Source organism: Pseudomonas sp. LBUM1679 (assembly GCF_059695565.1).
This window is the reverse complement of the sequence record NZ_CP166774.1, coordinates 5285782-5308685: the sequence shown is the minus strand read 5'-3', so window position 1 is coordinate 5308685 and position 22904 is coordinate 5285782. Positions and strand designations below refer to the sequence as shown.

General features: G+C 51.1%; 20 protein-coding genes. All 20 read left to right on the top strand.

Annotated elements, in window-relative coordinates; genetic code table 11:
• Nucleotides 1–10 precede the first annotated feature (10 nt).
• The 20 genes from ACA062_RS24025 to ACA062_RS23930 all read left to right on the top strand — a co-directional run bounded on the left by ACA062_RS24025 (nt 11) and on the right by ACA062_RS23930 (nt 22801).
• Nucleotides 11–2218, top strand: coding sequence for a bifunctional prephenate dehydrogenase/3-phosphoshikimate 1-carboxyvinyltransferase (locus ACA062_RS24025; protein ID WP_497457488.1), 2208 nt, complete (start codon nt 11–13; stop codon nt 2216–2218).
• Nucleotides 2215–2904, top strand: a complete 690-nt coding sequence (gene cmk, locus ACA062_RS24020; RefSeq protein WP_497453317.1) for a (d)CMP kinase — start codon at nt 2215–2217, stop codon at nt 2902–2904. The genes ACA062_RS24025 and cmk overlap by 4 nt, the downstream gene beginning before the upstream one ends.
• A gap of 119 nt (nt 2905–3023) precedes the next feature.
• Entirely contained in the window at nt 3024–4718 is a 1695-nt protein-coding gene (gene rpsA, locus ACA062_RS24015; protein ID WP_123406822.1) for a 30S ribosomal protein S1, read from the top strand.
• A gap of 294 nt (nt 4719–5012) precedes the next feature.
• On the top strand, nt 5013–5291 hold the full coding sequence (locus ACA062_RS24010; RefSeq protein ID WP_497453316.1) for a hypothetical protein: 279 nt from the start codon (nt 5013–5015) through the stop codon (nt 5289–5291).
• Nucleotides 5292–5442: 151 nt separating this feature from the next.
• Entirely contained in the window at nt 5443–5739 is a 297-nt protein-coding gene (gene ihfB, locus ACA062_RS24005) for an integration host factor subunit beta (RefSeq protein ID WP_003218804.1), read from the top strand.
• 30 nt (nt 5740–5769) lie between these two features.
• Nucleotides 5770–6009 carry a LapA family protein gene (locus ACA062_RS24000; RefSeq protein ID WP_497453315.1) on the top strand — a complete coding sequence of 80 codons (240 nt, stop codon included), beginning with the start codon at nt 5770–5772 and terminating at the stop codon, nt 6007–6009.
• Between the two features lie 226 nt (nt 6010–6235).
• A complete protein-coding gene (gene rfbB / locus ACA062_RS23995; protein ID WP_497453314.1) occupies nt 6236–7312 on the top strand; it encodes a dTDP-glucose 4,6-dehydratase in 1077 nt (358 codons plus the stop codon).
• Nucleotides 7309–8202 (top strand): dTDP-4-dehydrorhamnose reductase, encoded by an 894-nt coding sequence (gene rfbD, locus ACA062_RS23990; RefSeq protein ID WP_497453313.1) that lies wholly within the window; start codon nt 7309–7311, stop codon nt 8200–8202. The genes rfbB and rfbD overlap by 4 nt, the downstream gene beginning before the upstream one ends.
• Nucleotides 8199–9089 carry a glucose-1-phosphate thymidylyltransferase RfbA gene (rfbA, locus tag ACA062_RS23985; protein ID WP_497453312.1) on the top strand — a complete coding sequence of 297 codons (891 nt, stop codon included), beginning with the start codon at nt 8199–8201 and terminating at the stop codon, nt 9087–9089. Before rfbD ends, rfbA begins: the two co-directional genes overlap by 4 nt.
• A 221-nt stretch (nt 9090–9310) precedes the next feature.
• A complete protein-coding gene (locus ACA062_RS23980) occupies nt 9311–10360 on the top strand; it encodes an LPS O-antigen chain length determinant protein WzzB (RefSeq protein ID WP_497453311.1) in 1050 nt (349 codons plus the stop codon).
• A 607-nt stretch (nt 10361–10967) separates the two neighbouring features.
• Complete coding sequence (locus ACA062_RS23975; RefSeq protein WP_497453310.1) at nt 10968–12110, top strand: hypothetical protein; 1143 nt, start codon at nt 10968–10970, stop codon at nt 12108–12110.
• A complete protein-coding gene (locus ACA062_RS23970) occupies nt 12107–13318 on the top strand; it encodes a hypothetical protein (protein WP_497453309.1) in 1212 nt (403 codons plus the stop codon). Before ACA062_RS23975 ends, ACA062_RS23970 begins: the two co-directional genes overlap by 4 nt.
• Before the next feature lie 84 nt (nt 13319–13402).
• Complete coding sequence (locus tag ACA062_RS23965) at nt 13403–14116, top strand: glycosyltransferase (RefSeq protein ID WP_497453308.1); 714 nt, start codon at nt 13403–13405, stop codon at nt 14114–14116.
• Between the two features lie 15 nt (nt 14117–14131).
• A complete protein-coding gene (locus ACA062_RS23960; RefSeq protein WP_497453307.1) occupies nt 14132–15166 on the top strand; it encodes a polysaccharide biosynthesis protein in 1035 nt (344 codons plus the stop codon).
• 3 nt (nt 15167–15169) lie between these two features.
• The gene (wbjC, locus tag ACA062_RS23955; RefSeq protein ID WP_497453306.1) at nt 15170–16288 is read left to right on the top strand and encodes a UDP-2-acetamido-2,6-beta-L-arabino-hexul-4-ose reductase; all 1119 of its coding nucleotides are present in this window, start codon (nt 15170–15172) and stop codon (nt 16286–16288) included.
• 21 nt (nt 16289–16309) lie between these two features.
• The gene (wecB, locus tag ACA062_RS23950) at nt 16310–17440 is read left to right on the top strand and encodes a non-hydrolyzing UDP-N-acetylglucosamine 2-epimerase (protein ID WP_497453305.1); all 1131 of its coding nucleotides are present in this window, start codon (nt 16310–16312) and stop codon (nt 17438–17440) included.
• Between the two features lie 14 nt (nt 17441–17454).
• Nucleotides 17455–18708, top strand: a complete 1254-nt coding sequence (locus ACA062_RS23945) for a glycosyltransferase family 4 protein (RefSeq protein ID WP_497453304.1) — start codon at nt 17455–17457, stop codon at nt 18706–18708.
• Nucleotides 18708–19670, top strand: a complete 963-nt coding sequence (locus tag ACA062_RS23940; protein ID WP_497453303.1) for a UDP-glucose 4-epimerase family protein — start codon at nt 18708–18710, stop codon at nt 19668–19670. The genes ACA062_RS23945 and ACA062_RS23940 overlap by 1 nt, the downstream gene beginning before the upstream one ends.
• A gap of 2 nt (nt 19671–19672) precedes the next feature.
• Nucleotides 19673–20707, top strand: a complete 1035-nt coding sequence (locus ACA062_RS23935) for an MraY family glycosyltransferase (protein ID WP_497453302.1) — start codon at nt 19673–19675, stop codon at nt 20705–20707.
• Between the two features lie 99 nt (nt 20708–20806).
• Nucleotides 20807–22801 carry a polysaccharide biosynthesis protein gene (locus ACA062_RS23930; RefSeq protein WP_497457487.1) on the top strand — a complete coding sequence of 665 codons (1995 nt, stop codon included), beginning with the start codon at nt 20807–20809 and terminating at the stop codon, nt 22799–22801.
• Nucleotides 22802–22904 lie beyond the last annotated feature (103 nt).

Sequence of the window (22904 nt, the reverse complement as noted above, 5' to 3'; positions counted from 1 at the left end):
TGCTGCACCTGTGATCGGGCGCCTGGTGGTGGTCGGCCTGGGGTTGATCGGCGGTTCGTTTGCCAAGGGTTTGCGTGAAAGCGGCCTGTGTCGCGAAGTGGTCGGGGTCGATCTCGACCCGCAGTCGCGCACGCTGGCGGTCGAGCTGGGTGTGGTGGATCGCTGCGAAGAAGACCTGGCCGTCGCTTGCCAGGGCGCCGACGTGATTCAACTGGCCGTACCGATCCTCGCCATGGAAAAAATGCTCGGCCGCCTGGCCGGCATGAACCTGGGGCAAGCGATTCTGACCGACGTCGGCAGCGCCAAGGGCAACGTCGTGCGCGCGGCAACCGCAGCGTTCGGCGGCATGCCTTCGCGTTTTGTGCCGGGGCATCCGATTGCCGGTTCCGAGCAGAGCGGGGTGGAAGCCTCCAATGCCGACCTGTTCCGCCGTCATAAAGTGATACTGACGCCGCTGGATCAAACCGATCCGGCGGCCTTGGCCGTGGTCGACCGCCTGTGGCGCGAACTGGGCGCCGATGTCGAGCACATGCAGGTCGAGCGTCACGACGAAGTGTTGGCGGCGACCAGCCATTTGCCGCACTTGCTGGCGTTCGGTCTGGTCGATTCATTGGCCAAGCGCAATGAAAACCTTGAGATCTTCCGTTACGCTGCCGGCGGTTTCCGCGATTTCACAAGAATCGCGGGGAGCGACCCGGTCATGTGGCACGACATCTTCCTCGCCAACCGCGAAGCTGTCCTGCGCACACTCGATACATTTCGCAGCGACCTCGACGCCTTGCGCGACGCGGTCGATGCAGGGGATGGGCACCAATTGTTGGGCGTGTTCACGCGCGCCCGGGTTGCCCGCGAACATTTCAGTAAAATCCTGGCCCGCCGGGCTTATGTGGACGCTATGAATTCCAACGACCTGATTTTCCTGGCACAACCTGGTGGCCGCCTGACTGGGCGGATTCGTGTACCGGGCGATAAATCGATTTCCCACCGCTCGATCATGCTCGGCTCCCTGGCTGAAGGCGTCACCGAAGTCGAAGGCTTCCTCGAGGGCGAAGACGCCCTGGCGACCTTGCAAGCCTTCCGCGACATGGGGGTGGTGATCGAAGGTCCGCACCACGGTCGCGTGACCATTCACGGCGTCGGCCTGCATGGCCTGAAGCCGGCGCCGGGCCCGATCTACCTGGGCAACTCCGGCACCTCGATGCGCCTGCTGTCTGGCCTGTTGGCTGCGCAGGACTTCGACAGCACCCTGACCGGTGACGCTTCGCTGTCCAAGCGCCCGATGAATCGCGTGGCCAACCCGCTGCGTGAAATGGGCGCCGTGATCGAAACCGCCGCTGAAGGTCGTCCACCGATGACCATTCGTGGCGGCAGCAAACTCAAGGGCCTGACCTACACCATGCCGATGGCCAGTGCCCAGGTGAAATCCTGTCTGTTGCTGGCAGGTCTGTATGCCGAGGGCAAGACCACTGTCACCGAGCCTGCACCGACCCGCGACCACACCGAGCGCATGCTGCGTGGCTTCGGCTATCCAGTCAGCGTCAACGGCGCTACCGCGTCGGTCGAGTCCGGCCACACGCTGACCGCCACCCACATTGAAGTCCCGGGCGATATCTCTTCTTCCGCGTTCTTCCTGGTCGCCGCTTCGATCGCCGAAGGTTCGGAGCTGGTGCTCGAGCACGTCGGCATCAACCCGACCCGTACCGGCGTAATCGACATCCTGCGCCTGATGGGCGCTGACATCACCCTGGAAAACCAGCGTGAAGTCGGCGGCGAGCCGGTAGCAGACCTGCGCGTACGTGCAGCTAAACTCAAAGGTATCGAGATTCCCGAAGCGCTGGTTCCGCTGGCCATCGATGAATTTCCGGTGCTGTTCGTGGCCGCGGCCTGTGCCGAAGGGCGCACTGTCCTGCGCGGCGCTGAAGAGCTGCGAGTCAAGGAGTCGGACCGGATCCAGGTCATGGCCGATGGCCTGCTGGCGCTGGGCGTCAAATGCGAACCGACCCCGGACGGCATTATCATCGACGGCGGCCAGATCGGCGGCGGCGAAGTGCACGGTCACGGCGATCACCGGATTGCCATGGCCTTCAGCGTGGCCTCGCTGCGCGCCACTGCACCGATCCGCATTCATGACTGTGCCAACGTCGCGACGTCGTTCCCGAACTTCCTCGCGTTGTGCGCGCAGGTCGGTATCCGTGTAGCACAAGAGGCTCAATCGTGAAAATCAGCGCACCGGTCATCACCATTGATGGGCCAAGCGGCTCTGGCAAAGGCACGATCGCCGGGATCCTGGCCAAGCGCCTGGGCTGGAATCTGCTGGACTCCGGTGCGTTGTATCGATTGCTCGCGTTCGCGGCGTATAACCACGGCGTCGACCTGACCAATGAAGAGCTGCTCAAGAAACTTGCCGCTCATCTGGATGTGCAATTCATCGCGGCGACCGACGGTCAACTGCAACGCATCATCCTGGAGGGTGACGAAGTCAGCGACGTCATTCGCACCGAGAGTATCGGCTCGGGTGCCTCCCAGGTCGCGGCGCTGCCCGCTGTACGCGAGGCGCTGCTGCAGCGCCAGCGTGCATTCCAGGAAGCCCCGGGGTTGGTGGCCGACGGTCGCGACATGGGTACGGTGGTGTTCCCCGATGCTCCGCTGAAGATATTCCTCACTGCCAGTGCCGAGGAGCGTGCGCGCCGTCGATACTTGCAGTTGAAGGACAAAGTCGATGGTGTTAGTCTGTCGAGTCTGCTAGATGAGATCCGTGCACGCGATGAGCGTGACACCCAGCGCGCAGTAGCCCCGCTCAAGCCGGCGGCTGACGCGATACAGCTGGATTCCACGGAGTTGTCCATCGAACAGGTGTTGCAACGCATCATGAGTGAGATCGCCCTGCGCGATCTTGCCGGGTGACCAAGAAACGACCCAGGGGACCAGTCATAGTCCTGTGTCGCTTCTTTAATGAACGTAACCCACATCGTCTGGGATGTGGAGCTGGGCGTATCCTTCGCCCTTATTCAACAGGAATTAAAATGAGCGAAAGCTTTGCGGAACTCTTTGAAGAAAGCCTAAAAACCCTGAACCTTCAGGCAGGCTCCATCATCACCGGTGTTATCGTTGATATCGATTACCAGGCTCGTTGGGTAACCGTTCACGCTGGCCTGAAGTCTGAAGCACTCATCCCGCTTGAGCAGTTCTACAACGATGCTGGCGAACTGACTATCAACGTCGGTGACGAAGTTCACGTTGCGCTGGACTCGGTTGAAGACGGCTTTGGTGAAACCAAGCTGTCCCGTGAAAAAGCCAAGCGCGCTGAATGCTGGATTGTTCTGGAAGCAGCCTTCGCAGCCGAAGAAGTGGTCAAGGGCGTTATCAACGGTAAGGTTAAAGGCGGCTTCACAGTCGACGTTAACGGCATCCGTGCGTTCCTGCCAGGTTCTCTGGTTGACGTCCGTCCTGTGCGCGATACTACGCACCTGGAAGGCAAAGAGCTGGAATTCAAGGTCATCAAACTCGACCAGAAACGCAACAACGTTGTCGTTTCCCGTCGCAGCGTCCTCGAAGCCGAGAACTCCGCCGAGCGTGAAGCTCTGCTGGAATCCCTGCAGGAAGGCCAACAAGTCAAAGGTATCGTCAAGAACCTCACCGATTACGGCGCATTCGTCGATCTGGGTGGCGTCGATGGCCTGCTGCACATTACCGACATGGCTTGGAAACGTATCAAGCATCCTTCCGAAATCGTCAACGTTGGCGACGAGATCGATGTCAAGGTTCTGAAGTACGATCGCGAACGCAATCGTGTTTCCCTGGGCCTCAAGCAACTGGGCGAAGATCCATGGGTTGCTATCAAAGCCCGTTACCCAGAAAGCACCCGCGTTACCGCGCGTGTAACCAACCTGACCGACTACGGCTGCTTCGCTGAGCTGGAAGAAGGCGTTGAAGGCTTGGTACACGTTTCCGAAATGGACTGGACCAACAAGAACATCCACCCTTCGAAAGTCGTACAAGTCGGCGACGAAGTGGAAGTCATGGTTCTGGACATCGACGAAGAGCGTCGTCGTATCTCCCTCGGCATCAAGCAGTGCAAATCTAACCCATGGGAAGATTTCTCTGGCCAGTTCAACAAGGGCGATAAAATCTCCGGCACCATCAAGTCGATCACCGATTTCGGTATCTTCATTGGTCTGGACGGCGGCATCGACGGCCTGGTTCACCTGTCCGACATCTCCTGGAACGAAGTGGGCGAAGAAGCCGTTCGCCGCTTCAAGAAAGGCGACGAGCTGGACACCGTTATCCTGTCGGTTGACCCAGAGCGCGAGCGCATCTCCCTGGGTATCAAGCAACTGGAAAGCGATCCGTTCTCCGAGTACGTTCAAGAGAACGACAAAGGCGCAATCGTTAAAGGCATCGTGAAAGAAGTTGACGCCAAAGGCGCCATCATCACTCTGGCCGACGATATCGAAGCGACTCTGAAAGCCTCCGAAATCAGCCGTGACCGCGTTGAAGACGCGCGCAACGTTCTGAAAGAAGGCCAGGAAGTAGAAGCCAAGATCATCAGCGTTGACCGCAAGAGCCGCGTAATCCAGCTCTCCATCAAGTCGAAAGACGATGCTGAAGAGAAAGAAGCAATCCAGAGCCTGCGCGACAAGCCAGCGACTTCGGAACCTGCTGCTGGTCCTACCACTCTGGGCGACCTGTTGCGTGCACAAATGGAAAAACAGAACTAAGTTCTGTCAGACCATAGAAAAAGGGCGACTTCGGTCGCCCTTTTTTGTACCTGCGATTTGGCGAACACACCGCTCAAGGGTGTACACGAAAGCACCGCTACGCTGATCCCCTGTAGGAGCTGCCGCAGGCTGCGATCTTTTGATCTTTTGATCTTCTCTGCTGCCTTGCATCAGAGATGAACCGCAGTCGTCACAAACTGTCTCTTTCTTTAACAGGATCAATCGTTTAATTGCAGCTAGTCTATAGCCTGAAGCAAACGACAGTCGGGCAGTGCGTCCGGCATAAGGAAGTGAATGAACAAGCTCATTGTCGCAGTGGCAGTACTGGCATTGGCAGGTTGCACCACTAACGCCAAGACGCACGCAAAACGCGGGGTCAGTGGCATCGAGGTCGATTGCTCCGGGCTGGGCTCAGGCTGGGAAAAGTGCCGCAAACGAGCGGACAAGGAGTGCAAGGGCGCTGGCTACAAAGTCGTGATGAGGTCCGATGATGCCAAGGAAGAGGATGAATATCCTTTCGGCTTCAATCCTGCCGGCTACCTGACCCGCACCATGCTGGTTATCTGCAGATGAGCAAATAAGCGGGCGATCAGCGTCTCTTGCTCCGCAACAGGGTCACTCACAGTTGGTAAAGATATGTAAAAACTCAGACTGTTCAAATCCATCCGGGCGTGCTAAAACCTTTGAAGCGCTGATCTAGCTGCTTGAAAAAGAAGGGAAAAATATGACGAAGTCGGAGTTGATCGAACGAATTGTCACCCATCAAGGGCTGCTCTCATCCAAGGATGTGGAGCTGGCCATCAAGACCATGCTCGAGCAAATGTCCCAATGCCTGGCCACCGGTGATCGCATCGAGATCCGTGGATTTGGCAGCTTCTCATTGCACTACAGAGCGCCGCGGGTAGGGCGTAACCCGAAGACCGGGCAGTCGGTTAGCCTGGATGGCAAGTTTGTTCCGCATTTCAAGCCGGGGAAGGAGTTGCGTGATCGGGTGAATGAGGATGAGGAGGAGGGGGTTTGATAGTCGCTGCTACAATTCAAGGATCCGTTCATGCGTAATTTCAAGCGCGTAATGCTTGCTGTATTCGTCCTGTTGCTGGTCCTGGCAATACTGGCGTTCGTTCTAGAGAATCAGCAATCGGTATCCTTGCTGTTTCTTGGCTGGGCCGGGCCGCAGTTGCCCGTTTCACTGGCAATACTGTTTGCGCTTCTGGCAGGTATGGTGGTCGGGCCTCTATTGAGTTGGCTTCTGAGGCGTACGTCCACCCGTTCACGCAAATATCCTGGCTGATTGCGTCGCAGGACGGAAACGCACTACGCATTAGCCACTGCTTGTCTACATCCATTAGTAAAAACGTCATTAAGCTGTAAAATGCTTCGCTTGTCCGAAACGGCTGGCTCCAAGGTCGGGTGAGTTGACTCTGTCAGAATGCTTGGGTCATTGCCGGTTTTTGCGTTCATGGATTAGACAGTGCACGGTTGGCGGCCCTGTCAGTAACTCAAGGGTATGGTTTCGCGTGAAAATTCTAGTAACCGGCGGCGCCGGATTCATCGGTTCGGCGGTCATCCGCCATATTATTTCCAGCACATCCGATTCCGTCGTTAACGTCGATAAGCTCACTTATGCGGGCAACCTTGAGTCCTTGGCTGATGCGAGCCAGAACTCGCGGTACGTGTTCGAGCGCGTTGATATTTGTGACCGTGACCAAGTAGACCGGGTTTTGCGTGAGCACCAGCCGGACGCCATCATGCATCTGGCCGCTGAGTCTCATGTAGATCGCTCGATCTCCGGCCCGTCTGAATTTATCCAGACCAATATCATCGGCACCTACACCCTGCTGGAAGCTGCGCGTCACTATTGGGTGGCGCTTGACGAGGTGCGCAAAGCCAATTTCCGCTTCCATCATATTTCGACTGATGAAGTTTACGGAGACCTTGAAGGTCCGGAAGACCTCTTCACCGAAACCACGCCCTATCAGCCAAGCTCGCCGTACTCAGCCAGCAAAGCCAGTTCCGATCATCTGGTTCGCGCCTGGGCTCGCACCTATGGCCTGCCAACCCTGGTCACCAATTGCTCGAACAACTATGGCCCATGCCACTTCCCCGAGAAGTTGATTCCGCTGATCATCCTCAATGCGCTGGAAGGCAAGCCACTCCCGGTTTACGGCAAAGGCAACCAGGTCCGTGACTGGCTTTACGTCGAAGATCACGCCCGGGCGCTTTACAAAGTCGTTACTGAAGGTGTAATTGGCGAGACGTATAACATCGGCGGACATAACGAAAAGCAAAACATCGAAGTCGTGCACACCTTGTGTGCATTGCTTGATGAGCTTCGTCCAGATTCCGCGCACCGTCCACATGCCAGCCTGATCACCTACGTTCAGGATCGCCCCGGGCATGACCAGCGCTACGCGATCGATGCCAGCAAAATCCAGCACGAGCTCGGCTGGATTCCGGAAGAAACTTTTGAAACCGGCATCCGCAAAACGGTTGAATGGTATCTCGATAATACTGAGTGGGTAGAGCACGTGAAGAGCGGCAGCTACCAGCAGTGGATCGACGAGAACTACGCAGATCGCACGAACAAAGCATGAAAATCCTTCTATTGGGAAAAAATGGCCAAGTAGGTTGGGAGCTGCAACGCTCCCTCGCACCTTTGGGTGAGCTGATTGCCCTGGATCGACAGGTTATCGATGGATTATCGGGCGACCTTTCTGATCTCGACGCATTGCGCGCGACGATACGCAAGGTGAGGCCCGACGTCATTGTGAATGCCGCGGCCTACACAGCTGTTGATAAGGCTGAGTGCGAAACCGAGCTGGCGGACCGAGTGAACAATCAGGCAATTCAGGTCATGGCAGAAGAGGCGACGGTTTTGAACGCCTGGCTCGTCCACTACTCAACCGACTATGTCTTCAGTGGACGGGGCTCCACGCCTTGGCAGGAAACTGATGCAGTCGCCCCCGTAAATCATTACGGTGTCAGCAAGCTTGCAGGTGAGCAGGCAATCATGGCCTCTGCCTGCAAGCACCTGATTTTCCGCACCAGTTGGGTCTATGGCGCTCGCGGTAACAACTTCGCCAAGACTATGCTGCGTCTGGCCCGGGAGCGTGAAACATTGAACGTCATTGCGGATCAGGTCGGAGCGCCGACCGGTGCTGACCTGATTGCGGATGTGACGGCGTTGGCCATTCAGCAAGCTGCCAAGCGTCCAGCGCTGTCAGGTCTATATCACTTGGCGGCAAGCGGGGAGGTTTCCTGGCATGGCTATGCCGTCCATGTGATCGAGTACGCCAAGGCCAATGCAGAGCAGCTCGCCGTTACATCGATAAATCCCATTGAAACGACTGCGTATCCAACGCCTGCACGCCGTCCTCTGAATTCGAGACTGAATACTCAGAAGCTGCGTGAAAATTTTTCGCTACACCTGCCGGATTGGCAAAGTGGTGTGACCCGAATGCTTATGGAAGTTCTGAATAAATGATCACGATAAATCGTAAGGGCATCATTCTCGCTGGCGGCTCGGGCACGCGTTTACACCCGCTAACTCTCGGCGTCTCGAAGCAGATGCTGCCGATCTACGATAAGCCGATGATCTTTTATCCGCTGTCGGTGCTGATGCTTGCGGGTATGCGTGAAATTCTGATCATCTCCACGCCAGAAGACTTGCCGTGCTTCCGCAAGCTGTTAGGGGATGGCAGCCTGTATGGTATTAAGCTGACCTACGCCGAGCAGCCAAGCCCGGACGGCCTTGCACAAGCCTTTATCATAGGTGAAGAATTCATCGGCAAAGACCCATGCTGTCTGATTCTGGGCGACAACATCTTCTACGGTCAGCACTTCTCGGACAAGCTGCGTTCTGCCAGCGCTCAAGCCCATGGTGCGACGGTTTTCGGTTATCACGTTTCCGATCCTGAGCGTTTCGGTGTAGTTGAATTCGATGCCTCCGGACGAGCCCTGAGCATCGAAGAAAAACCGCTCAAGCCGAAATCCAGCTACGCGGTGACTGGTTTGTACTTCTACGACAACCAGGTTGTCGATATTGCAAGGAACATCAAACCGTCCGAACGTGGCGAGTTGGAAATTACCGACGTCAACCGTGCCTATCTCGAACAAAAGACCCTCCACGTCGAAATGCTCGGTCGCGGCTTCGCGTGGCTGGATACAGGTACTCACGATTCGCTGCTTGAAGCCAGTCACTTTGTGCATACCATCGAGCAGCGTCAGGGGTTGAAAGTGGCTTGCCTGGAAGAGATTGCTTACAACAGCGGCTGGATCACTGCTGAGCAGCTGGGCGCTCAAGCCGAAGCGCTGAAGAAGACCGGCTACGGTCAGTATCTAAAGAAGCTGCTGGACTCGCCTTCCAAGTAAGACGCGCGCGTTACCTTCTGGACGACAACGTTCGAACCGTTTAAGCAGGATTGGCATGCCACTAGTACATCCGCCCGGCAGTGCGCGAGTTTCACGCGCTGGTGAAGGCTGATAGTCCTACGGATCGCTTAACATTCACGACGAGTCGTATCGGTGCGGGTGCTGAAGAGATAGAAGCTCGCGTCCAATCCACTAAAAAATTTGAAAAGGTTTAATTTGATATGGCGAACACCCCGGCAACGGCGCAGCAGGCGAATGAGATCGACCTGTTGGAATTGATTGCGGCGATATGGGCTCAGAAGCTTCTGATCATCAGTGTGGCCTTGGTCGCAGCCTTGGCAGCCGCAACTTATGCTTTTTTCAGTAAACCAGTTTATGAAGCGAGAGTTTACTTGCAACCGCCTACGTTGAACGGTATCGCCGATTTCAACTATGGCCGAACTGTCGATTCAGAGCTAATACCCTTTACGATCAAAGATGTGTATGAGGTATTCACCCGTAATTTGCAGAGTGAATCACTACGACGTACGTTCTTCAATGAGGTTTACTTGCCTTCGCTACCGGCGTCCGAGCGCGGGGGATCGCAAGACGTACTGTATTCTGAATTTTTAAAAACATTGACCATAGGTCTTCCGAGCAAGGAGCAGCCAGATCGTTATTCCGTTATCGTTCAAGGCGAGGATCCTGTACACGCCACCGGTTGGGTGAAGGATTTTGCAGTAAGAGCGGGTGCCGCAGCGGAAAAAGAAATGATCAGCAACGCCAGCCGTGAAGCGGAAGTTCGGGCACGTAACCTTGGTCAGCAGATCAGTACCTTACAGGAAACCGAAAGCCGAATTCGCCAGGACTCCATCACCCGATTGCGCGAAGCGCTGGCGATTGCTGAGGCCATTGGCCTACAGAACCCACCCATCATTTCGGGCAATCTTTCCGCGGAGATCTCTGCTGGTATGGATGGGCAACTGACCTACATGCGCGGTAGTAAAGCGCTGAAGGCCGAAATTCAGAACCTTGAAACACGTAAATCTGATGATCCGTTCATAGGGAAGTTAAGAGCCCTGCAAATTAAGCAAAGCTTTTACACAGATTTGAAAGTAAACCCAGACACCGTCTCTGTCTACCGCCAGGATGGTCCCATCGAACAGCCTGACCGCCCAATCAAGCCGAAAAAAGGCCTCATCATACTGCTAGGGCTGTTCTTGGGTGGCGTGCTAGGTTTCATGATCGCGTTGATTCGTCATTTCGTCCTGATAAGGAAAGGTAGGGTTTAAACCATTTAGACCTCCGCGCACGCGGATGAGAAAGGTTTGGTAGAATTTGTAATCGGCATGGCTGATCGGCCGTCAGAGGCAAGGCCGGTGTACGGCGAAGCGAATCCTAAAAAAGCGCTTCAGATGGCCTTGTTTTGGACATCCTTGCCAAAGGCAGGGGGAATGTGGTCATGCGGGTAGGTAACGCCAGCCTGCATTTTGTAGGTCGTATGTGGCCTTGGTCAGACATGATTGTGAACACGGCGTTCTCAGGAAACCAACGGTAAATCCTGGGGCGGTAGCGTGTTTTCATTCATGGCGGACAGTCTACAAGGCTGGCTTATAACTCAAAAAGTCAGGTTGGCGCATGAAGAAAGGTTTAACGAGCAACATTCCATGCTGAGGTTGGGAAATCACGGTTGGCTGAGGTTCCAGAGGTGTTTGCTCACGGATTTCTTTCTCTGGAGGACGGTGTAATTTTTTATACAAGGCGAGGGGTTTTACTGTAAACCCTCTAAGAAATCAATTTTATGGGATGGTCCTTGCTTGGGTACCAGATGGCAGAATTGGATACAGCGTATAAGCGAGAAGAATTTTCTTGCTTCAGATTTTAGTGCGGCTGTTGAAGATGATTAATTTTATTTTTGCTTTTCTTGCTAATGTTCTGTTCAGTGCTCCTTCTATATTTTTGGTAGTTGCATGCTCTCACCTTGGGAGTTTCGATGAAGTCGCATTGTTAGGTGCGTCGTTTGCTATTTGTGCGCCCGTGCAGCTTTTTTTTTCCATGCAGCATAATGTTTCTATTCTGAGCGGCCAAATAAGCCTGAAGAATTCATTGCGCACAAGGTTTGTACTGATAATACCTTTTTTGCTTTTTGGTTTTTTTGGGGCGTTATTGTTTTCTTCGCAGATGGTTTTTTGGTTTTTTCTCTATAGATGTGCTGAGTTTTTATACGAGCCCTTTCTTTGTGATGGAATTAGGAAGGGGAGTTATCGGAAGGTTTTTGTATCGACATTATTTAGATTTGTTCTGTTCGCTTCAATTGTCTTGGTATTGCTTTACGTTGGGGAGAGTTTGAATGTTGTCCTTCTGACAGTCGGTGTCGTGTTCTCCCTCCTTGCATTAAAATTTGTTTCTGTTGCCTTTGAAGGTGAGGCTTCATTTGAAGGATTTGTTTTAGGGGGAGCTGCTTTCTTTTCAAGTCTCATAGTAAATATACCTAGATATTTTGTTACAGGTGCAGATCCTTCATTTGCGGCTTTTTATTCGAGTATGTTAACTTTGGTTTTGGGGGGCGGGTTATTGTACGGGGCGTTTAATAACTATTTTTTTCCTAGGTTCTGTGCTTCAGGTAGAAATGGAGCATTAATGTTCCTGAATGTTTCGGCAGGTATCTTTTTTGCGGGCTTGTTAGTCTCCTATTTGTTGTTTTCTGGTATTGTTATTCCTAAATTGTTTTTAGGTGTATTTTTAGGCGATAAATATTTTCTGTATTCTGATTTTGTTATCGGGTTCGCGTTCTTCTATTTTGTATTATATTTTCACGCCTCGCTAAATTTTCTATTTGTATTTCTTGGCTTGGCAAGGGTCTATATGACTTCTCTGATTTTTTATGGCTTATTTATGGCCAGTTTTATTTTTGTTAGAATTAAGTTGTTTTCCGATGATTTCGGTCATTTGATATGGATCGTTTTCGGCTTTGGACTTTTTTATGGGGTTGTTTGTTATTTGTTTCTTATGGTTAAGTTTTTGAGAGGGCATAAGGAATGATTTTCCTGAGTTTGTTTTTGATGTTTGTGCTTACGATAATTGACGGGCGAATTTCTTACTTGGCAGTTGCGCTTTTTGCTGTTGTTGGTGTGATAAAGATCGGTTTTTTTGCATCTGAAGTTGGAGCGAGAAAATTAAACTCCGCGCAGTTTTTTGTTTTTATACTGCCTCTTTTCGTTTTTTTCTCTTGGTGTTATGGGGTTCTTGTTGGCCTGTTGAATGGCGTTGATATCAGCTATGTTTTTGCTAACTTTGCTGGTCTTTCTTTGTATGTTCTATTCTATGTTTTCTATTTTTCTGTGGGGTTCGATGTTTCTAAGAGGGCTTTGTTTTTTTCAGCGATATGTAGTTGTATTTTTGGATTTTATGCGGTTTACAGCTCATTTGCCTCTGTAGGTGGAGGGGGGGAACCTGATCAGGTTGGGCTTGCCGGTCTCCGAACCTTATATTCAGCTACTTTCCTTTATGTGGTCCCATTCCTATTTATTTGTTTGGTGTGTTTGTTTTTGCAGAAAAAAAATGGTTCCAGTTTTAAAAGCGACTTGAAAGCTTGCTTTTGGCTTTTGATTTTTGGTTTTACCTTAGTCGTTCCTGCTATGTCCAAGGGCTTTATTCTTGTTTTTATACTTATGTTTATGCTCGTTTTTGTAGCGGGTTATTCTTCGGTGCTGCGTTCCCTAATAATCGGGAAGAATTTATTTGTTATGACTTTTCTAGTTTTGCTAGGAGGCGCTTTGTTATTGATCTTCACGGATTTTTATAATGTTATTATTTTTAGTTTTTCATCAAGTGAAGGTAGTAATTCGATCAGAAGTGAACAGTTTGATTATCTGGTGTCTGAGTGGAGTTTTAGTGGGGCGGGCTTGGGGAGTTCATTGATGTCGGGTTATCAGCGTGATGACACGGGATATGGTTTTGAGTTGACGTACATAAATTTAGTTAACAAACTTGGTGTTCTAAGCATTCCGTTGTTCTTGTCTTATGCCTCAGTGCTTTTCTTTGGTTTCAAGTTTTTCTTTTTTGATGCTAAGCGAGTCACAGGTGCTTGGGTTCTAGGTTTAATGGCTTTCCTGATTCCTGGTGCCGGAAATCCGTTGTTGTTGGCGCCTGTGTTTGTATTCATGCATTTTATAGCTATAATGTTAATCATTACAGAGCTTTCCTCACAATGTGAACCCGATGTAAATAGAAAGCAGCTGTTAAAGTAGCGAAGGTTTTTGATGGTGTCTTGTTAAGGTTGTTGGTTTTTTTGTGTAATAGGTTTTATTGTTAAATATTGATTAGGAATAGATATGTTTTCGGTCAGCGTTTGTATGGCTACTTACAATGGGGCTGATTTTATAAGGGAGCAGCTTGAGTCAATTCTCATGCAGATCCCACAAGATTCTGAAGTTTTGATCGGCGATGATGGTTCTACTGATGAAACAATTCGCATTATTGAAGAAGTTAATGACTCCAGGGTTAAAGTTATTAGAAATGCCTCGAATCTCGGGTATATACGTAACTTTGAAAATTTGATTGGAGAGGCAGAAGGTAATTATATTTTTCTAAGCGATCAGGATGATATCTGGCCAGCTGGTAGAGTCGACAATATGATCTCTGCCATGGACGTCTCGAACAGTTTATTAGTCGTGGGGGGGATCGAGTCCTTTTCCGATGATGTAAGCTCTCGTCGATTTTTCTGTGGCTTTGACCAAGCCAGGAACGTCTCTCCGTTTAGGAATATATTTGATATTTTTGTTGGGCGTAGTGTGCCTTACTATGGAAGCGCTATGCTTTTGTCGAAGAATATAAAACCATATTTAATTCCTTTTTACTCGAGGGTGATTAGTCATGACATATGGATTGCTTTTGTTGCGAATAGACGTTGTTCAGTGACTCATTTGAGTGATGTGGTCACTTTGAGGCGTATTCACGGTAACAATTTGACCAGTAGCAACCGCAGTTTTTTTGATAAAATAAAAACCCGGTATGTTTGGTCTTTGGCTATTTTCAAAATTATTTAATAAAGAGGGTTGGCTGTGTTCGATAAAAAAACTCTACTAATAACGGGGGGGACAGGATCTTTTGGCAACGCTGTGCTCAAGCGGTTTCTAGATACTGACATCAATGAAATTCGTATTTTTAGCCGCGACGAGAAGAAACAGGACGACATGCGCAAGCGCTATGCCAGTCCTAAGCTAAAGTTTTACATCGGTGACGTTCGCGACTATCAGAGCATATTGAACGCTACTCGTGGCGTAGACTTCATTTTCCATGCTGCAGCGCTGAAGCAAGTACCGTCTTGCGAGTTTCACCCGATGGAGGCTGTCAAGACCAACGTACTTGGCACCGAGAATGTCCTGGAGGCGGCGATCCAGAATCAGGTCAAGCGGGTGGTTTGTCTAAGTACCGACAAAGCTGTGTACCCGATCAACGCCATGGGCATTTCCAAGGCAATGATGGAAAAGGTCATGGTGGCCAAGTCCCGTAACGTTGACGACAGCAAAACGGTGATTTGTGGTACACGCTACGGTAATGTCATGGCTTCGCGTGGTTCGGTCATTCCTTTGTTCATTGATCAGATCCGAGCAGGCCAGCCACTATCGATTACAGATCCAAACATGACGCGCTTCATGATGACTTTGGCGGATGCCGTTGATCTGGTTCTGTACGCTTTTGAGCACGGTAACAACGGTGATCTCTTCGTGCAGAAAGCGCCCGCTGCGACAGTGGAAACTCTTGCTCGCGCCTTGACGTCCATGCTGGGACAGCCCGAACATCCGATCCAGATCATCGGAACACGGCACGGCGAGAAACTTTACGAGGCGCTGTTGAGCCGAGAAGAAATGGCCTGCGCAGAAGATATGGGTGATTACTTCCGTGTGCCGCCGGATCTACGAGATTTGAATTACAGTAAATTCGTGGAGCAAGGCGAAGAGAAAATTTCCACGATGGTGGATTATAATTCGCATAACACTGAGCGCCTGGACGTTGAGGGTATGCAGAATTTGCTGCTGAAACTTGATTTTATGCGTGCAATTCAACGCGGCGAACACGCGACACCCGAGGAATAAGGCATGAAAGTATTGATCACCGGTGCCAACGGATTCGTCGGTAAAAACCTTATCGCTCATCTGCAAGAGCGAAAAGACGTCGAGGTGCTGCGATTCTGTCGTGACGATGATATCGCCAGTCTGCATTCACTCGTATCAAAAGTGGATTTTATTTTTCACTTGGCCGGTGTCAATCGTCCTCAAAATGTCGAAGAGTTCAAGGTTGGTAATGCCGATTTTACGCAAACGTTGTGCGCAGCGATCGCCGCTAGCGGTCGTAACGTTCCTTTGCTTTACACCTCTTCTATACAGGCTGAGTTAGGCAACGCTTACGGTTCTAGCAAACGTGAAGCCGAAGATGCGCTATTGAGCCTATCTACGCAATATGGCAATGACGTTCATTTATATCGATTGCCAAATGTATTTGGGAAATGGGCTCGGCCTAATTATAATTCGGCCGTGGCGACGTTTTGCTATAATATCGCAAATGATTTGCCTGTCAGTATTAATGATGCTGATGCAAAAATTCCACTTGTTTATATCGACGACGTCATAAGCAGTTTTATTGCTGTGATGGATGGTAAACAATCGGGTGATCCGTTTGTTGTGGTTGAACCGCATTACTCGATTACCGTAGGTGACCTTTCGGCGCAACTGTACGCATTCAAAGGAAGTCGGCAGTCAATGATCACCGAACGTGTGGGTGCTGGCCTCGTTCGTGCATTGTATTCTACCTATCTTAGTTACCTGCCCCCTGAAGATTTTACTTACGATGTTCCGAAGCACGGAGACGCCCGCGGCGTTTTTGTGGAGATGTTAAAGACTAAGGATTCGGGCCAGTTTTCTTACTTTACCGCGCATCCGGGTATTACTCGCGGCGGTCATTATCATCATACGAAAACAGAAAAATTTCTGGTTATCATGGGCAAGGCCTGCTTCCGATTTCGCCATATATCATCGGGTGAGTTCTATGAGTTGTTCACAGATGGTGACGCACCGCAAGTCGTAGAGACCGTGCCAGGCTGGAGCCATGACATCACCAACGTTGGTGAAAGTGAAATGATCGTCATGCTGTGGGCGAACGAGATTTTTGATCGTGAGCTCCCGGACACCTACACTATGCCTGTGGGCACCAAGGCCTGATCGCAAGGAAAGAGCATTGAAATGAAAAAGTTGAAGATCGTTACCGTCGTAGGCACTCGGCCTGAAATCATTCGCTTGTCGCGCGTCATTAACGCGCTGGATAAATATTGCGAACACGTACTGGTCCACACAGGTCAGAATTACGATTATGAGTTGAATGAAATATTCTTTCAGGACCTCGGGATTCGCAAACCGGATCACTTTCTAAATGCCGCGGGTAGCAACGGTGCAGAAACCATAGGGAATGTGATCATTTCGGTGGACCGTGTGCTTGCTTCCGTTCAGCCTGAAGCTTTGCTGGTTTTGGGGGATACCAATAGTTGCATGGCTGTTATTCCTGCCAAACGCCGGAAGATCCCCACTTTCCATATGGAAGCAGGCAATCGCTGTTTTGATATGCGGGTGCCTGAAGAAATTAATCGCCGGATCGTGGATCATACCGCTGATATAAATCTGACCTACAGCACCATTGCCCGCGATTATTTGCTCAAAGAAGGTCTATCACCCGACATGGTGATCAAGACTGGGAGCCCAATGTTCGAAGTCCTGAGTTATTATCGTGATGGAATCGAATCTTCGGACGTGTTGAAGCGTTTGGGATTGGAAGTTGGTAAGTTCTTTGTAGTAAGCGCACACCGCGAAGAGAATATCGATTCTGACAAAAATCTTCTGAAGTTGGTTGATGTCCTCAATACCGTTGCGATAACCTTTGGTTATCCGGTTATTGTTTCGACTCACCCACGCACTCAGAAACGTGTCGATGCAATGGGTATCGTATTTCACGAGAACGTTAAACTTCTTAAACCTTTGGGTTTCAAAGATTACAATAAGTTGCAACTCGAATCCAAAGCGGTGCTTTCCGACAGTGGCACTATCAATGAGGAGTCGTCGATTCTTAACTTCCCTGCATTGAATATTCGTGAGGCCCACGAGCGTCCAGAGGGTATGGAAGAGGCCGCGGTGATGATGGTAGGGCTCGAGGTTGAGCGAGTCTTGCAAGGTCTTATGATTTTGGAAACACAGGCTTCCGGTGCGGAGCGTACTTTACGCCTGGTCGCAGACTACAGCATGCCCAATGTGTCCGAAAAAGTAGCCCGGATTGTTCACAGTTATACTGACTATGTAAATCGAGTCGTCTGGAAACGCTACTAATTCGAGTTGTGATCATGCCTGAAAAAAAACTGAGGATCTTGGTGGTTTCGCAATATTTTTGGCCAGAAAATATGCGCATAAACGATTTGGTTCGTGATTTTACAGAAAAGGGACATTCGGTCACTGTGTTAACTGGTCTGCCTAATTACCCAGAAGGCAAAGTATTCGAGGAGTTTCAAGCAGCGCCTGATCAATTTAGTGATTATTTTGATGCCAAGATTGTCCGGGTACCGATGCTTTCGCGAGGTAAGCGCAGCATTAATTTGGTGTTGAATTATTTAAGTTTTTTTACTAGCGCCTCGATTATTGGCGTCTACAAGTTGCGTGGCGAACAATTTGATGCAGTCTTCGTCTATGCTGTGTCACCGATAATGGCCGCGATCCCGGCATTGGTAATTGGACGGTTGAAAAAAGTACCAGTGTTTGTATGGGTTCTCGATCTCTGGCCTGAGACACTAAGGGCGGTAGGGGTTTTGAAAAAACCTGCCTTGCTATCGATGGTCGGTAAGATGGTTTCATGGATTTATAATCGTACTGACTATTTGCTTATGCAATCGCATGGGTTCTTCGAGAACGTTCAAAAATACTGTACGAAAGAAATAGCGCCACAACGACTGGTCTACTTTCCAAGTTGGGCTGAGGATGATTTTGCTGCGTCTGCACCTCAAGACTCCGCCTTGTTGGCACGTGACGATACCGTCTTCACTGTATTATTCGCGGGTAATCTCGGTGAGGCCCAAGATCTTCCCGCTGTCTTAGACGCGGCCGAACAGTTGGTTGACAAAGTATCTGTGCGCTGGGTAATTGTTGGTGATGGGCGTATGAGCGACTGGCTAAGTCAACAAGTCCAGTCCAGAGGGCTGAATAACGTACAGTTATTAGGAAGGCATCCCCTGGAAGAGATGCCGGGGCTGTTCGCGCGCGCGGATGCCTTGCTTGTTTCACTGAAGACCAATGACGTTTTTGAAAAGACCATACCTGGCAAGGTACAAGCCTATCTTGCATCAGGCAGGCCAATTCTGGGGATGATCAACGGCGAGGCGGCAAGAGTGATCGGCGATTCGGGTGCCGGTTTAACATGCCCGTCTGGTGATGCAAGAGGGTTGGCAAACATTACGTTGGCGCTGGCGAAAACGGACGCAAGTCAGTTGAAGGCAATGGGTGATTCCGGTCGAGAGTATTACTTGAGTAACTATTCGAAACCCGTCCTTTTAGCCCGGCTGGAAGATCTTTTCCGAAAAGCCACCTCAAGAAAGGCCAGCCACTAATGCAGTATTCTATTTTTTTGACTGGGGCGACTGGCTTTGTTGGTGGTGCCATTCTCAACCGTTTACGCAACGAAAAAAAACATCCTGTTGTAGCGGTTGTTCGCAGTGAATCCTTGTTCCAGGTACAGGACGTTCCGACGGTACGCATCGGCACCTTTGATGGCGAAACCCAATGGAAAGAAAATCTCGCTAATTCTAATGTGATTATTCATTCAGCGGCCCGGGTTCATGTCATGAATGACGCCGAGTCCGATCCGTTGGCGGCGTTTCGCAAAGTAAATGTTGAAGGCACGTTGAATCTGGCCCGGCAGGCGGCCGATTCTGGTGTGCGGCGGTTTATTTTCATTAGTTCAATCAAGGTCAATGGGGAGGGGACGACTCCAGGTGCCGCTTACACCGCCGATGATACTCCCGCCCCGGTAGATCCCTATGGTATTTCAAAGATGGAAGCTGAGCAGGGACTTCGTCAACTGGCAGCGGAAACCGCGATGGAGGTCGTTATTATCCGTCCGGTCCTGGTCTATGGGCCAGGAGTTAAAGCGAACTTCCTGAACATGATGCGCTGGTTGAACAAGGGAATTCCCCTGCCCTTCGGAGCAATTTACAATAGTCGAAGTCTCGTCGCGCTGGATAATCTTGTAGATCTGGTAGTTACGTGTATCAATCACCCCGCGGCTGCCAATCAAACCTTTCTTGTAAGCGACGGAGAGGATTTATCCACTACCGCATTGTTGAGCAAGATGGCGAAAGCGCTTGATAAGCCGGCTCGGCTTGTTCCGGTACCCAGTTGGGTACTTCAGCGCGGAGCCGCACTATTGGGAAAAAAAGGACTGTCCCAGCGACTATGTGGGTCGTTACAAGTCGATATTACAAAAACTCGCACTCTTTTAGGCTGGACGCCGCCAGTCGGTGTTGACGAGGCTTTGGCGGCCACTGCATTACACTTTCGGGAACATCAATAATAATGATTTACTTGTGGCTAATTCCGGCTGTTGCCGTTCTTTCCTTGGGGCTGACTGCAGCTTTACGCCGTTATGCTCTGAGCCGAAGCATTATCGACATCCCCAATGCGCGAAGCTCTCACTCTATCCCAACGCCACGCGGTGGTGGAGTGGCGATCGTAATCGCCTTTCTCATATCGCTTCCTGTTCTTGATTACACTGCGTTGGTTCCAGGGGCGCAGCTGATCGCGGTAGGCGGTGCGGGTGCATTGGTCGCCGTGATAGGCTTTATGGATGATCATGGTCACATAGCCGCTCGTTGGCGGTTGCTAGGTCATTTCAGTGCAGGTATATGGGCGTTGTTATGGATAGGAGGCTTTCCTCCTATAGTCCTTTTTGGTCTGAGCGTGGACCTGCACTGGTTTGGCCATATTCTTGCGGCAATTTATCTGGTATGGGTCCTCAATCTCTACAACTTCATGGACGGGATTGACGGAATTGCCAGCGTTGAAGCTGTGTGCGTGTGCCTTGGCGCCTGTTTGCTTTATTGGATCAACGGCGTTCCAACCCTGATCTGGGGGCCGCTGGTTTTGGCAATGGCGGTTCTCGGTTTCCTTTATTGGAACTTTCCTCCTGCGCGTATTTTTATGGGGGATGCAGGGAGTGGATTCCTGGGCGTTGCCCTGGGTGTATTGTCACTACAGGCTGCCTGGGAATCGTCAGAGCTATTCTGGGCATGGTTGATTCTTTTAGGCGTCTTCATCGTCGATGCCACGTTTACTCTGTTACGCCGATTGATCCGCGGCGACAAAATTTACGAGGCGCATCGTAGTCACGCCTACCAGTTCGCTTCTCGCCAGTTTGGCAAACATTTGCCTGTAACCTTGGCTGTAGGTGCAATCAATTTGTTCTGGTTGCTGCCCATCGCTTACTGCGTGACCTACTGGGGGCTTGATGGCGCTCTTGGTTTGGCTGTGGCGTACTTCCCATTGATCATTCTCGCTGTGAAATTCCACGCAGGTCAGCTCGAAAGCCCCGTCTCCGCCTCATCCAGTTAAGCTTCGGATACTGATTTAGCAGGTGTCGGCTGTGTTCAAAAAGGTACAATGATCGAGTTATATCCAGTTTAGGAGCGGGACAAGGTGTTTGAAACGTTTATGGATAGGTTACGAGCTCTTTTACTGGGGCTGCCACGCCGCCAAAAGCGACTGATTCAGGTTTCGACCGACGTTGTTTTGGTTTGGGCTGCTCTGTGGCTGGCGTTTGTCGTTCGTCTCGGCATTGATGAGATGGTGAACCCATTTCTCGTCCATCCTTTGCTTTTCCTGATTGCTCCAATTGTTGCAATACCATTGTTTATCCGCTTCGGCATGTATCGTGCGGTGATGCGCTATTTCGGCAATGATGCGCTGATCGCCATTATCAAGGCAGTGAGCTTGTCATCGCTGATTCTTGGGGTAATCGTTTATTGGTATAGCAACCATCAAAATATCGTCCCTCGTTCGATCATCTTCAATTATTGGTGGTTGAGCATGATCATGATTGGCGGCTTGAGATTGGCAATGCGGCAGTATTTCCTTGGGGACTGGTTTGCTGCAGTCCAGCATGTGCCATTTGCCAGCCGGGACGATGGTCTACCCAGAGTGGCTGTTTATGGCGCTGGTGCTGCGGGGAACCAGCTTGTCGCTGCATTGCGCATGGGGCGGGCCATGCGGCCGGTTGCGTTTATTGATGATGACAATGGCATTGCCGAGCGGATTATCTCAGGCCTGCATGTCTACAAGCCCAAGCATATTCAGCGAATGATCGATGTCACAGGAGCGCAAGAGGTTCTCCTCGCGATTCCATCGTCTAACAGAGGCCGTCGCCGCGAGATCCTCACTTTCCTTGAAGGCTTCCCGTTGCATGTTCGAAGCGTGCCGGGTTTTATGGATCTGGCCAGTGGCAGAGTTAAGGTCGATGATATTCAGGAAGTCGATATCGCTGACCTGCTGGGCCGCGACTCCGTGCCAGCGCAAGGAGAGTTGCTCGAACATTGCATCAAGGGGCAGTCTGTTCTTGTCACTGGGGCAGGAGGCTCCATCGGTTCAGAGCTTTGCCGTCAAATCCTGGCTTTGCGGCCCACAACACTATTACTGCTTGATCATAGTGAGTTTAATCTTTACAGCATCTTGTCTGAACTGGAGCAGCGCATCGCGCGCGAATCCTTGCCGGTTCGTCTGCTGCCAATTCTCGGTTCTGTCCGCAATCCGGACAAGCTACTGGACGTGATGAAAACCTGGCGCGTAGACACGGTTTACCACGCCGCCGCTTACAAACACGTGCCGATGGTCGAGCACAACATTGCCGAAGGCGTTCTGAACAATGTGATCGGAACGCTCAATACCGCCCAAGCCGCGCTCCAAGCGGGTATTGCCAACTTTGTGCTGATCTCCACGGACAAGGCCGTGCGTCCTACCAATGTGATGGGCAGCACCAAGCGCCTTGCCGAATTGACGCTGCAGGCACTGAGTCGCGAGGTTGCGCCGGTGCTTTTTGGTGACACGGGCAATGTGTCGCGGGTTAATAAAACCCGCTTCACCATGGTCCGGTTTGGCAATGTGCTGGGGTCTTCCGGTTCGGTGATTCCGTTGTTCCACAAGCAGATCAAGTCGGGTGGACCGCTGACCGTTACCCATCCGAAGATCACTCGCTATTTCATGACGATTCCTGAAGCTGCGCAGTTAGTGATCCAGGCAGGCTCCATGGGGCAGGGGGGGGATGTGTTCGTGCTGGACATGGGGGAGCCCGTGAAAATCGTCGAGTTAGCGGAAAAGATGATTCACTTGTCCGGTTTAAGCGTGCGTTCGGACAAGAATCCCCATGGCGATATCTCAATTGAATTTACCGGTCTACGACCTGGCGAAAAGCTTTACGAAGAGTTGCTGATCGGTGACAACGTTGCAGCGACTCAACATCCAATGATTATGACTGCAAACGAAGACCATCTGGCTTGGGATGTACTCAAGGCTAAGCTGACCGAACTGCTCAGCGCTGTTGAAAAGGATGACTATGCCCGCGTCCGCCAGCTCCTGCGCGAAACCGTTAGCGGCTACACCCCGGACGGCGAAATCGTTGACTGGATCTACCAACAACGCCGCCTCGAACCCTGATTGTTTCACATCCCGCAACAGACACACTTTTGACAGTCTCCATCCATCGCCTAAGTTTGGAGGGCAGCTTTGGAAAAAGCTGCTTTCCCAATCGATGTCATGG